Annotated in this window: 12 protein-coding genes and 2 tRNA genes; 3 read left to right on the forward strand and 11 right to left on the reverse strand. The window is 74.7% G+C overall.

Annotated elements, in window-relative coordinates:
• The first annotated feature begins 3 nt into the window (after positions 1–3).
• Positions 4–1,071 carry an adenosine deaminase gene (locus tag CUD01_RS12445; protein WP_141321484.1) on the forward strand — a complete coding sequence of 356 codons (1,068 nt, stop codon included), beginning with the start codon at positions 4–6 and terminating at the stop codon, positions 1,069–1,071.
• A 73-nt stretch (positions 1,072–1,144) separates the two neighbouring features.
• Positions 1,145–1,921, forward strand: a complete 777-nt coding sequence (locus CUD01_RS12450) for an SDR family NAD(P)-dependent oxidoreductase (RefSeq protein ID WP_141321486.1) — start codon at positions 1,145–1,147, stop codon at positions 1,919–1,921.
• A 4-nt stretch (positions 1,922–1,925) separates the two neighbouring features.
• Here the strand turns inward: CUD01_RS12450 and CUD01_RS12455 are convergent, their stop codons facing one another.
• The 3 genes from CUD01_RS12455 to CUD01_RS12465 are packed head-to-tail and all read right to left on the reverse strand — an operon-like array spanning position 1,926 to position 5,797.
• Entirely contained in the window at positions 1,926–3,038 is a 1,113-nt protein-coding gene (locus CUD01_RS12455) for a UDP-N-acetylmuramate dehydrogenase (protein WP_141321488.1), read from the reverse strand.
• Positions 3,039–3,047: 9 nt separating this feature from the next.
• Positions 3,048–4,319, reverse strand: coding sequence for an MFS transporter (locus CUD01_RS12460; protein WP_141321507.1), 1,272 nt, complete (start codon positions 4,317–4,319; stop codon positions 3,048–3,050).
• A gap of 23 nt (positions 4,320–4,342) precedes the next feature.
• Positions 4,343–5,797: an MFS transporter gene (locus CUD01_RS12465; protein WP_244937772.1), complete on the reverse strand. Its 1,455-nt coding sequence runs from the start codon at positions 5,795–5,797 to the stop codon at positions 4,343–4,345.
• A 219-nt stretch (positions 5,798–6,016) separates the two neighbouring features.
• Between CUD01_RS12465 and CUD01_RS12470 the strand changes: the two genes are divergently transcribed.
• Entirely contained in the window at positions 6,017–7,078 is a 1,062-nt protein-coding gene (locus CUD01_RS12470) for a LacI family DNA-binding transcriptional regulator (RefSeq protein ID WP_232514775.1), read from the forward strand.
• 42 nt (positions 7,079–7,120) lie between these two features.
• Here CUD01_RS12470 and CUD01_RS12475 read toward each other — a convergent pair whose 3' ends face one another.
• From CUD01_RS12475 to CUD01_RS12510, 8 genes are all read right to left on the reverse strand, one after another.
• The gene (locus CUD01_RS12475) at positions 7,121–7,543 is read right to left on the reverse strand and encodes a MaoC family dehydratase (protein ID WP_141321494.1); all 423 of its coding nucleotides are present in this window, start codon (positions 7,541–7,543) and stop codon (positions 7,121–7,123) included.
• A complete protein-coding gene (locus tag CUD01_RS12480) occupies positions 7,543–7,992 on the reverse strand; it encodes an FAS1-like dehydratase domain-containing protein (protein WP_141321497.1) in 450 nt (149 codons plus the stop codon). Before CUD01_RS12480 ends, CUD01_RS12475 begins: the two co-directional genes overlap by 1 nt.
• An 8-nt stretch (positions 7,993–8,000) precedes the next feature.
• Positions 8,001–8,171, reverse strand: coding sequence for a 50S ribosomal protein L33 (gene rpmG, locus CUD01_RS12485; RefSeq protein ID WP_094180784.1), 171 nt, complete (start codon positions 8,169–8,171; stop codon positions 8,001–8,003).
• Positions 8,172–8,409: 238 nt separating this feature from the next.
• Positions 8,410–10,521: a hypothetical protein gene (locus CUD01_RS12490; protein ID WP_141321499.1), complete on the reverse strand. Its 2,112-nt coding sequence runs from the start codon at positions 10,519–10,521 to the stop codon at positions 8,410–8,412.
• Positions 10,515–11,225 carry an ABC transporter ATP-binding protein gene (locus CUD01_RS12495; RefSeq protein WP_141321500.1) on the reverse strand — a complete coding sequence of 237 codons (711 nt, stop codon included), beginning with the start codon at positions 11,223–11,225 and terminating at the stop codon, positions 10,515–10,517. Before CUD01_RS12495 ends, CUD01_RS12490 begins: the two co-directional genes overlap by 7 nt.
• Entirely contained in the window at positions 11,222–11,650 is a 429-nt protein-coding gene (locus CUD01_RS12500; RefSeq protein ID WP_141321503.1) for a hypothetical protein, read from the reverse strand. The genes CUD01_RS12495 and CUD01_RS12500 overlap by 4 nt, the downstream gene beginning before the upstream one ends.
• Before the next feature lie 280 nt (positions 11,651–11,930).
• Positions 11,931–12,004: transfer RNA gene (locus tag CUD01_RS12505), tRNA-Met, on the reverse strand.
• A gap of 52 nt (positions 12,005–12,056) precedes the next feature.
• Positions 12,057–12,129: transfer RNA gene (locus CUD01_RS12510), tRNA-Thr, on the reverse strand.
• Between the last annotated feature and the right edge of the window lie 258 nt (positions 12,130–12,387).

The raw sequence follows: 12,387 nt of genomic DNA on the forward strand, positions 1-12,387 counted from the left end.
GCCGTGCGCGACCTGGCCCGGCTCCCCAAGGCGCACCTGCACCTGCACTTCACGGGCTCGATGCGGGTGAGCACGCTCGGCGAGCTCGCCGAGCAGCACGGCATCCGCCTGCCGGGCGCGCTGCTCGACTCCGACCCGCTGCACGTGCCGGCGACCGAGCGCGGCTGGTTCCGGTTCCAGCGCCTGTACGACGCGGCGCGCGCGTGCGTGCGCGGCGAGGCCGACATGCGGCGCGTGATCGCGGAGGCGGTCGCCGACGACGCTGCCGAGGGGTCGGGGCGACTCGAGATCCAGGTCGACCCGACGTCGTACGCGCCGTTCGTCGGCGGCATCACCCCCGCGCTCGAGATCGTGCTCGACGAGGCGCGCGCCGCGAGCGTGCGGCACGCCGTGTCCGTCGGCGTCGTCGTCGCCGCGTCCCGCATGCGGCACCCGCTCGAGGCCCGCACGCTCGCCCGGCTCGCCGCGCGGTACGCGGGCGACGGCTCGGGTGACGTGATCGGGTTCGGCCTGTCGAACGACGAGCGTCGCGGCGACACCGCCGAGTTCGCCGCGGCGTTCGCGATCGCGCGCCGCGCCGGGCTGGCCGCCGTGCCGCACGGCGGCGAGCTGCTGGGCCCCGCGCACGTGCACGACGTGGTGACGCACCTGCACCCGGACCGGCTGGGGCACGGGGTGCGCACGGGCGAGGACCCGCGCCTCCTGCACGACGTCGTCGAGCGCGGCATCGCGCTCGAGGTCTGTCCCGCGTCGAACGTGTCGCTCGGCGTCTACCCCGACGCGGGTGCGGTGCCGTTGGGCGCGCTCGTCGACGCGGGCGCGCAGGTGGCGCTCGGGGCGGACGACCCGCTGCTGTTCCGGTCGCGTCTCGTCGCGCAGTACGAGGTCGCGCGGGACGTGCACGGGTTCGACGACGACGCCCTCGCGGACCTGGCGCGCGCGTCGATCCGCGCGAGCCGCGCCGACGACGCCACCCGGGTGCGCCTGCTCGCGGGCGTGGACGCGTGGCTCGCCGCGCCGGCACCCGCCCCGGTCCTGACGGCCCGGGGCGGCGCGGACCGGAACCCCTGACCGTCCCGCTGCACCGTCCCGCCCGAGCCCGCGGCCGGTCCACCACCGCCCGCATCGTCCCCGAGAGGTCCTCATGTCACTCGTCCTGGTCACCGGCTCCACCGACGGCATCGGCCTGGAGTCCGCCCGCCGTCTCCTCGACGCGGGCCACCAGGTCGTCGCGCACGCCCGCGACGCGCAGCGTGCCGCGCACGTGCGTGCCGTCCTCCCGGGCCTGCGCGACGTCGTCGTCGGCGACCTCACCTCGCTCGCGCAGACGCGGGCCCTCGCGGACGCCGCGACGTCCGCCGCCGGGGGCGCGTACGACGCGGTGATCCACAACGCCGGTGTGGGCGGCGGTGCGCCGCGGACCCCGACCGCCGACGGCCTCGAGCGGATCGTCCAGGTGAACACGGTCGCGCCGTACGTCCTGACCGCGCTCATGCCCCGCCCGGGCCGCCTCGTGTACCTGACGTCGGGGCTCGAGTCGGACGGCCGCGCCGTGCTCGACGACCTGCTGTGGGAGTCGCGCCCGTGGGACGGCATGCAGGCGTACTCGGACTCCAAGCTCTACGACGTGATGCTCGCGTTCGCCGTCGCGCGCCTGTGGCCGGACGTCCTGTCGACCGCGGTGGACCCGGGCTGGATCAAGACCAAGCTGGGCGGCCCGGACGCGTGGGACGAGGTCGGGGACGGCGCGGCGACCCAGGTGTGGCTCGCGACCGCCGACGACGACGCCGCGCGCGTCACCGGCCGCTACCTCAAGCGGTTCGCCGTGCTCGACGCGAACCCGCAGGCCTCCGACGTCACGCTGCAGGACGAGCTGCTCGACCGGCTCGCCGCGCTCACCGGGGTCGTGCTCCCGCGCTGACGCCTCAGAGCGTCACGCCGACGAGCACGGGCTCGGGCTCGAGGGTCACGCCGAACGCGGCGCGCACCCCGTCGCGGACCTGACGCGCGAGCGCGACGACGTCCGCGGCGCCGGCACCCCCGCGGTTGGTGAGCGCGAGCGTGTGCTTGGTCGACAGCGCCGCCGGGCCGGGCATGCCGAACCCGCGCGCGAACCCGGCGTGCTCGATCAGCCATGCCGCGCTCGTCTTCACCACGCCGTCGCCCGCCGGGTAGCGGGGCGCCTCGGCGGGCAGCCGTGCGGCCGTGGCCTCGTCGAGGAGCGGGTTCGTGAAGAACGAGCCCGCGCTGCGGGTGTCCGCGTCCGCCGGGTCGAGCACCATGCCCTTGCGGCCGCGCAGCTCGAGCACCGCGGCGCGCACGTCCAGCAGCGGCGCACGCTCGCCGACCTCGACGCCGAGCGTGCGCGCGAGCTCGGCGTACGCGATCGGCGCGGAGAGCGTGCCCTGACGGAGCTGGAACGTCACGTCGAGCACCACGTAGCGCGGCGTCGGGCCCCAGGGCGCGCGCTCGTCGACCGGGTCGCGGGGGTCGCGCCGCGGGTCGTCGGCGGCGAGCAGGGAGCGCTTGAGCAGCGACGTGCGGTAGCCGAACCGCAGGTCGACGAGGGGCAGGGTCCGCACCCGCAGGCGCTCGCGGTCCCACACCCGCACGGTCGCGATGGTCTGCGCGACCTCCTGCCCGTACGCACCGACGTTCTGCACGGGCGTCGCGCCCGTCGAGCCCGGGATCCCCGACAGCGCCTCGATGCCGTAGAGGCGGTGCGAGGTCGCCTCGGCGACCACGTCGTCCCAGGGCGTGCCCGCGGGCACCGTGTACGTCACGCCCGCGCACGCCGAGTGGTCGGGCACGTCGATGCCCGTGCGCGTGTCCCGCACGACGAGGCCGTCGAACCCCTCGTCGGACACCAGGAGGTTCGAGCCGCCCCCGAGCACCAGGACGGGCTCGCCCGCCTCGTCGGCGGTGCGGACAGCGTCGATCAGCTCGTCCTCGCTCGTCGTCGCGACGAACCGGGCGACCGGCCCGCCGACGCCGAGGGTCGTCAGGTCAGCGAGACGGGGTGCGGTGCCGACGGTCATGCCTCCAGGCTACGGGCGGGTGCGGGACTCGTCGTCCGCGTCCGTCGTGACGTCGTCGGTGGCGGCACGCAGGTGTGCGGCCGCACCCGCGACGAGGATGCCGAGCGCGACGGGCACGAGGATCACCAGCAGCGCGTGCCGGTAGCCGACGTGCTGCGCGAGCAGGCCGAGCAGCGGCGGCCCGGCGAGGAACGCCGAGTAGCCGATCGTCGACACGACGCTCACGCGCGCGGCGGCACGCAGCGGGTCGTCGGCCGCCGCGCTCATGCCCACCGGGAAGCCGAGCGCGGCACCCGCACCCCACGCGACGATCCCGATGAGCGCGAGCCACATGGTCGGCGCGAGCCCGAACAGGGCCAGGCCGACGAGCGCGAGGACCGCGCACAGCCGCAGCACGAACACGCGCCCGTACCGGTCGAGCAGCGCGGTGCCGAACCAGCGCATGCCCGTCATCGACGCGAGGAACAGGCCCAGCGCGACCGCGCCGAGCGCGTGCGGGGTCTCGAACCCGTCGACCACCGCGAGGCTCACCCAGTCGTTCGCGGAACCCTCGGTGAGCGCGGCCGCCAGGACGACGAGGCCGATGAGCAGCGTGCGCGGCTCCAGCCACGCGGCGAACGCTCGTCGGGCCCGGCCGGACCCGGCCTGCGCGGCCTCGTGGTGCTCGACGACGACCTGCGCCTCGTGGTCCACCAGGAACAGCCGCACCGACCACACCACCGCGACCATCGACAGCGCCAGGACCACGGGAAGGTGCACGACGACCGGCACGTGCAGCCACGCCGCGACCGCGGCGATGCCCGCGGCCGCCACCGTGCCGAGCGAGAACCCCGCGTGGTAGCGCGGCATGACGGTGCGCCCGAGCCGCTGCTCGACGACCGCGCCCTCGACGTTCATGGCCGCGTCCCACACGCCCGTGCCCACGCCGTAGACCACGAGCCCGACCGCGGCGAGGACCACCGAGCCGGCCGCGACGCCCACCGCGGCGAGCGCGAGACCGCTCGCGTTGAGGAGCGCGGAGTACAGGACGGTCCGGCGCGCACCGAGGTGCTCGATGATCGTCCCGGACAGCGGGAGCGCGACGAGCGACCCCACGGACCCGACGAGCAGCAGCAGCCCCATGCGGCCCGCGGACAGCTCGAGGCCGTCGCGCACCGCGGGCAGGCGCGAGGCCCAGCTGGCGAAGTTGAAGCCGGACAGGAAGAACACGGCGAACACCGCGAACGACGCGGCACGCACCGGGTCGCGTCGGAACCCTGCGGTCACTGACCTGTCCTCCACCTCGTCGTGGCTTCGCGTGCTGCTCACGGTACGCGTACCTCCTGGTGCGTCGGGTCGTGCTGGTACAGGTCGTGCGGGTACGGGTCGTGCTGGTACGGGTCGTGCGGGGCGGACGTCGCAGCGGCGACGAGCACGGGGGCGGCGACGTCGTCGGACGGCGCGCGCGGCGCGGGGACGACGAGCGTGCCGGTGGCCGCGTCGTCGTCCGAGGCGCGGGTCGGTGTGTCGTCGTGCGTGGGCGGCGCGACCTGGTGCGCGAGGCACACGCTCGCGACCATCGCGACCGCGATGAGCGCGAGGGCCTGGCGCGCACCGATCGACTCCGCCGCGAGTCCCAGCAGCGGCGGGGCCGCGATCGAGGCGACCGACGAGAACGACGACACGACCGCCACGCGCCCGGCTGCGCGCAGCGGGTCGTCGGAGGCGGCCGCGATGCCGATGGGCACCGCGAGCGCGGCCCCGAACCCCCACAGTACGACGCCGACGGAGGCGAGCGCGAAGGACGGCGCGAACCCGAACAGCAGCAGGCCGACGATCGACACGACCCCGGACGCGCGCAGCACCGCGACTCGGCCGTGCCGGTCGATGAGCCGGGTGCCCGCGAGGCGGACGAGCGTCATCGCGGCGACGTACAGCGCGAGGACGACGCCACCGACGGCCTCGGTGCGGTCGAAGCCGTCGACGACGGCGATGGACAGCCAGTCGTTGGCGGCGCCCTCGGAGAGCGCGGCGGCCATGATGACGACCCCCACGAGGAGCGTGCGGGGCTCGCGCCACGCGTCCAGCGCCGTGCCGACCCGGCGACGGCCGCCGGACGGGGAAGCCGGCGCGGGGGTGACCGTGCGCGGCTGGTCACCCGTGCCGGCGGGGAGGACGACGCTGCGCAGCGAGGCGAGCCGCCACACGACGGCGACCGCGGCGACGGTGGTGAACTGCACCGGCAGCGGGACGCCCTGGCGCGAGGCGAGCGCACCGAGGCCCGAGCCGGCCACCGCGCCGATCGAGAACGCGGCGTGGAACTGCGGGATGACGGTCCGGCCCATCGCGCGCTCGACGCGCGCGGACTCGACGTTGACGGGGACGTTGCCGAGCGCGATCGACATCCCGTTGAGGAACACCCCGACCGACAGCAGCAGCACCGACCCGGCGCCCGGCCCGACGCCCATGAGCACGTACGCGACGGCGAGCAGCACGGTCGAGGCGAGGATCGCGGCCCGGCTCCCCCACCGCTGCACGACGATGCCGGCGAACGTGACCGTGACGAGCGCGCCGACGGAGCCGACGAGCAGCACCCCGCCGAGCGCGGAGGTCGACAGGTCGAGCTCCGCGCGGACGGTGGGCAGGCGGGCGAGCCAGCTCGAGAACACGATCCCGAGCAGCGCGAACAGTCCGAGCAGGTGCAGGCGGGCGCGCGCGACGACGGGAGCGACGGGGGCGGCGCTCGAGGCGGCGGGCCGCGTGGGCGCGCTCAGGGTCACGGTCTGCTCCGGGCGGGGACGGAAGGATGAGGTCGAATCGATTCGAGAGGAGCGCGGCACACAGATCGAATCGATTTGATGGGTGACGGCCATTCTGCGGGTACGCTGGCCGCTGCGTCAAACGAACCGTCAAGGTCACACGAACCGTCCAGGTCACACCCGTCCAGGTCGACCACTCGACGTCCCGCTCGTCACCGAGCCGCCCGCCGGAGGTGCCCGCTGTCGTCCCAGCGCCCGACGCTCGCCGACGTCGCCTCCGCGGCCGGGGTCTCCGTCTCCACCGCCTCGCTCGCCTTCTCCGGCGCGGGCCCCATCGCCTCGACCACGCGTGAGCGCGTGCTGTCCGCGGCCGCCGACCTCGGCTACCTGGGCCCCAACCCCCTCGGCCGCCAGCTGCGCAGCGGACGCTCCGGCATCGTCGGCGTGGTCGTCGGCGACGCGCTGCGCCGCTCGTTCCGCGACCCCGTCTCGATCCAGGTGCTCGACGGCCTCGTCGGCACCCTCGGCGAGATGAGCCTGGGCGTCCTGCTCATCCCCGGCCCCAGCGACCCCGCCGAGGCACCCGTCGACCCGCTCGTGCTGTCCGCCGCGATGGACGTCGCCGTCCTCCTGTGGGGCAGCGGCACCCAGGACCCCGTGCTCGACGCGCTGCGCCGCCGCGGCGTGCCCACCGTCGTCGTCGAGGGCGTCCCCGAGCCCGACGTCGCGACCGTCGGCATCGACGACCGCCGCGGCATGGCGGACGTCGTGCGCCACCTGCAGGACCTCGGGCACGAGCGGTTCGCGTGCGTGACCCTCGCGTTCGACCGGCAGCGCGGCGAGGGGTTCGTCGAGCCCGCCCGGTGGGACGAGGTCGTGTGGCAGGTGACCCGGCGTCGCCTCGACGGCGTGCGGGACGCCGGCGTCACCCCCGAGTCGGTCTACGAGACGCCCGCGTCGCTCGTCGAGCACGGCAAGGCCGCGGGCTTCGCGATCCTGTCCCGCGAGGACCGGCCCACCGCCGTGGTGTGCCAGTCGGACCTGCTGGCCTCGGGCGTCGTGCTCGCGGCGCGCGAGCTGGGGCTCGCGGTGCCCGGCGACGTGTCGGTCGCCGGGTTCGACGGGCTGGACCTGCCCTGGCTCGCGCCCGACGTGCTCACGTCCGTCGTGCAGCCGCTGGCCGAGAAGGGCGTCGTCGTCGGCCGCGCGGTCGCGTCGCTGCTCGCGGGCCAGATGCCCGAGCCCACCGTGCTGCCCGTGGCGCTGCGCCCCGGGACGACGACGGGCCCCGCCCCGCGCTGAGCGCGGAGGGGGCCCGTTCGACGAGGAGCGCTGACCGGCGGGTCAGGACAGGCGGACGACCGCCTGCGCCTTGCCGAGCACCCGCTGCCCGTCGACCGTCACCGTGAGGTCGATGCGCGCGGTGCCCGCGTCCCGGTCGATCGCACCGACGGCCCCGACCACCTCCACGGTCGCGTGCCCGGGGTCCGGCACCGGGACCGGGCGCGTGAACCGCACCTGGTAGTCGACGACCCGTCCGGGGTCCCCCACCCAGTCCACGACCGGACCGACCGCGGCGCCCATGGTCCACATCCCGTGCGCGATCACGCCGGGCAGACCCACCGACGACGCGACACGGTCGTTCCAGTGGATCGGGTTGAAGTCGCCCGACGCCGCCGCGTACCGCACGAGCCGCGCACGGTCGACGACGACCTCGCTGCGCGCGACCTCCTGGCCGACCTCGAGGTCCTGCAGACGCGGGGACATCAGGACTCCTCGGGTCGCACGGCGAGCGTGGACACGACGGTCGCGACGGCCTCGCCGTCCTCCGCCGTGATCTCGGCGCGCGTGGTGATCATCGCCAGACCGGCGCGCTCGACGATCGAGTCGACGTGCAGCACCGTGACCAGCCGGTCGCCCGCGTGCACGGGCCGGTGGTGCGTGAACCGCTCGTCGGCGTGCACGACCCTGCTGAAGTCGATGCCCGCGGCCGGGTCCTCGAACAGCTGGGCCTCGGCGCGCTGCGCGACCACGACCGCGAAGGTCGGGGGCGCGACCACGTCGGGGTACCCCAACGCACGCGCCGCCTCGACGTCCGTGTGGGCCGGGTGCTGCGCACCCACCGCGGCCGCGAACGACCGCAGGTGCTCGCGCCCGACCTCGTAGACCGCGTTCGGCGGGTAGACCCGCCCGGCATACCCGGTGTCGACCGGCATCGCCAGGGTCAGCGGGTCTCGCGGTGCAGCGTGTGGCGGTTGTCGCGCGGGCAGTACTTCTTCATCTCGAGACGGTCGGGGTCGTTCCGACGGTTCTTCTTCGTGATGTAGTTGCGCTCCTTGCACTCCGTGCATGCGAGCGTGATCTTCGGACGGACGTCCGAGCTCTTGCTGGCCATGGTCTTGCCACCTCTCGCGCCGTTCGGCGCATGCGATCTGTTCGGGCGCTGTCCAGCGACCGTTCCGTTCATGCTCGGCCTGACCTGCGCGACTCCCGCGCTCACCGGACGCCGCACCGACCGGGGTGACATCCGCGAGATGCCTCGCACCAGGATGCCATCCGCGCCGTCGACAGGCACCGCGCACAGACCGGGACTCAGGATACCGCACTGGGGAGGTCCCGTTCGCCGACGACGATCAGGGACGAACCGGCTCGTCCCCACCCGCGCCGAGGGCTCCCGCGACCACCGCGGCCGCCGCGGTCAGGAGGACGACCACCGCGAGCCCCGCGGCCGTCGTCATGTCGACGACGTACCGGCTCCCGAGCGCCAGGTAGCTCTGCTCGACGAGCAGAGCCGCACCGCCCCCGACGACGCCCGCCACGAGCATCGTGAGTGCTGCGCGCGTCGCCGCGAACCGGCGCACCGTGGCCCGGTCGGCGCCGAGTCGCCGCAGCCTGCGCTCGCTCGCGGCCGCCTCGGGCACGAGGGAGACCGCGAGTGCCGTCGCGATCACGCTCAGGATGCCGCCCGCTGTCGCGGACCGCGTGGTCAACGCCTGCGCGGCGGGCACGACCACCAGCAGGGACTGGTCCGCGGAGTCGAGCGTCATCGCCGCCGTCGGAGCCGCGCGCAGGAGCGCCGACTGCTGACGCAGCGGGTCGTCGAGCCGCGCGCCGAGATAGGCGCTCGCCGACCGCGGCACCTCCACCGGGACGGTGTGCGGGTCCACCGCGCGGACCAGCGCGGCCGCCCCGAAGATCGACGGCGGCTCGTCGAACGGCCCGCGTACCAGCTCACCCGGCTGGTACTCACGGCCGTCGACGCAGCCGGCCCCGTCCGGACCGCGCAGCGTCCCGAACGCCTCCGACAGCGCCTCGCACGTGCCCCAGACCGACGAGGCGTCCCCCTCGATCACCTCGAGGACCGCGTCCGGCCCGACCGCGTCGACGAGCGCACGCACGTCCGGGGCCGCAGAGCCCGAGACCGAGACCGTCCAGCGCGCCGACGACGAGCTCACGGGCTCGCCGAGTATCTCCAGGACGGCGAACGTCATCGCGAACACCGTGGCGACCGCCGTCATCGCGAGTGTCGCCAGCACGAGCGGGCGAGGCGTGTGCCCGAGCTGACGCCAGGCGAGCTGGCTCTCGACCCGCCCGGCCCGCGCACGCACCGACACCCAGCGAGCCAGCCGACCCGCACCGAGCGCGGCACCGGACACCAGCAGGCCCGCGCCCACGAGCATCGTGGCCGTGGCGGCGGCGCCGGGGACGCGCGGGTCGGCCGTGATCCACCGGACCGCGGACAGACCGACCAGCATGAAGGCGCCGGCCAGCGCGAGGACCGCCGGCCAGGCGCTCCCCGGTCCGCCTGACCCGCGCGCCGCGACGTACGCGCGCGCGGCGGCGCGCCGCGACGAGACCGACGCGCACACTCCGACCGTCGCGGTCACCATGCCCGCCGCGGCCGAGCCGACGACGACCGTCCCGACGAGACCGACCGGGAAGAACGCCACCCCGAGCGCTCCCGGACCCGAGAGCAGAAGGACGGCCACCGTCCCGACGAGCGCCCCGACACCTGCGGGGACGGCACTCGTCCGCAGCGCGAACGCGTGCACGTACTGGCGCACCTGGGCGCCGGACGCCCCGACGAGCCGGAGCCGGGCAGCCTGCCCGCGCACCGTGTCGACCACGCTCCGGCCGCACGCTGCGAGGACGATCAGCGACGGCAGCCCCCACAGGAGCACGAGCATCGTGCGGGTCTGAGCCACCGGCGGGAGCCCGAAGGTCTCGACGTCCCCGCTCCCCCACCCGGTGCCCGGGTACAGGTCTCCGGCGCCGTTCAGCGCGACGACCGCGCGCAGCTCGTCGGGTGCGACCAGCCCGTCCCGGCCGATCGTCCCGACGACCCGACCGGGAACCCTGCCCCCGAGCACCGGCCGGCGCTGCAGCACGTCCCGCAGCGCGGGCGAGACGACCGCCTCCCCGGCGGCGGGGAACCGCTCCAGGCCGGGCGGCACCGGGGCGTCGGCGGTCCCGTCCGCGTGCACGACGACCACCGTCAGTGCGGCACCGTCGACGACCGAGAAGACCTGGTTCCAGGCGAAGGTCGGTTCGGCGGCCACGTCGCGCGCCGGGCTCACCGAGAGCCACCGCGGCGCGAACCCGCCGACCGCGAGCAGGAGGTGCACCAGGACGACGAGCGCGAGAGCCGCCGCCCCCACGGCGACGCGGAGCGAGGCCTGACCTCTGCCGGAGGTGGCCCGCACGGTCGCGCGCGCGAGGCTCGTGGCCCAGGACGCGCTCACCATGCCGGCATCCGCCCGAGCTGCTCGGTCGCGGCGTCCCCGACGACGTCGTGGACCCTCCCGTCGTGCACCTCGACGACGCGGTCGGTGAGCGAGGCGAGCGACCTGTCGTGGGTGACCATCACGAGGCTCGCACCGACGTCGCGCGTGGCGGCCAGCAGGACCTGCATGACCCCGCGAGCGTTGTCGGTGTCGAGAGCGCCGGTCGGCTCGTCCGCGAAGACGACGGCCGGTTCGTGGACGACCGCCCGCGCGACGGCCGCGCGTTGCGCCTGACCGCCCGACACCTCGTCGGGCCGCCGCGTGCGGGCCTCGCCCACGCCGAGGTGGACGAGGAGACGCTCGGCGCGCTCCTGTGCGTCACGCCGCGGGATCCCGGCGAGCCGCAGCGGGAGCTCGACGTTCTCCGCGAGGCTCAGCTCCGGCATCAGGTCGCCTCCTTGGAAGACGAACCCGAACTCGCGCAGCCGGATCCGGGCCAGCTCATCGGGTCCCGCCGACGTCAGGTCGATGCCGTCGTACCGGACGATCCCCTCGTCCGGGCGCAGGAGTCCCGCGAGGCAGAGCAGGAGCGTCGACTTGCCCGCACCACTGGGGCCGATGAGCGCGACGGCCTCGCCCTCCGCGACGCGCACGCTCGCGCCGGACAGCGCGGCGGTGACCCCGAAGGTCACCGCCACGCCGTCGGCGATCAGGAGTTCGGTCACCGCTTGGCCACTGCAGAGTTCGCGCAGTTGTCAGGCAGAAGGCTGCCCCGGTCGCGGCACAGGTGCAGCTGACCCGTCTGCGCGGGGTCGCCTCCTGCGGTCGTCTTGTAGGAGAGGTACGTGCGCGTGTTTGCGCCGCCCTTCCAGTAGACCGAGTTCGACCACCCGTAGCCGTCGACCTTGGACTGGATCTTGACGTGGTTGCCGTCGTCCTTGGTGTCGGCGAGGTACCCGGACCAGTTCCAGCCGCTCCACTTTCCGTCCTTGCACGCGGAGGTGCAGGGCCACGGGTCGAAGTTGTGCTTGATGCTCGTGAAGCTGGCACCCGTCGTGGAGAAGTTCGGCAGGGTGCCGGCGAAGGCCGTGCTGGCCCCGCCTGCGATAAGCGCACCGGTCAGGATCGCGCCGACCATGATCTTCTTCATCGATATCCCGTCTGTCGTTCGAGTCGTCCTCTGCCAACCGAGCGCCGAGACGCGGCTGGGCACCAAGAGACAGACGGGATGGGCGAGCCATGCCGTCGACGACGAGTCGCCTCGTCGAGCCCCTGCTACCAGCCCGACCTCGACGTCGGGCCTTGCACGCCCTGAAGCGCGCGCGACATCCAACCAGAGCTGACCCAAACGGGGCAAACAACCCCACGTGCGACCTGTGGCCACCAGATGCACGAAGGCCCGCCGGTGACCGGCGGGCCCTCGATGTCTGTAGCGGGAGCGGGACTCGAACCCGCGGCCTCACGATTATGAGTCGTGCGCTCTCACCAACTGAGCTACCCCGCCTCGGGTGTGAGTCAGGGGTGCGGACCGAGCCGCACCCCTGGACACACCACAGAGCCCCGAAAGGGAATCGAACCCTTGACCTTCTCCTTACCATGGAGACGCTCTGCCGACTGAGCTATCGGGGCAGCGCGGAACAGGCTACACGGCGTACCGCCCGGCGCGAAATCCGCCCCACGGCCCCCTCACCCCTCTCACCACGCTCACCGCTGCCGCCCAGCGCACCCCCCCTCGCGCCGAGTGCTCCCGTCGCGGCCCGACTGCGCCCGCACGACGACTGCACTCGCCCCGGAACGTCCGCAGTCGGGGAGGGACGCGGCCCGGGCGGGGCAGGGACGACGAAGGGGCGTCCCGGTGTGGGACGCCCCTTCGGTGGTGGCGGGTGA

This window comes from Cellulomonas uda (assembly GCF_006538705.1).
Lineage (GTDB): Bacteria > Actinomycetota > Actinomycetes > Actinomycetales > Cellulomonadaceae > Cellulomonas > Cellulomonas uda.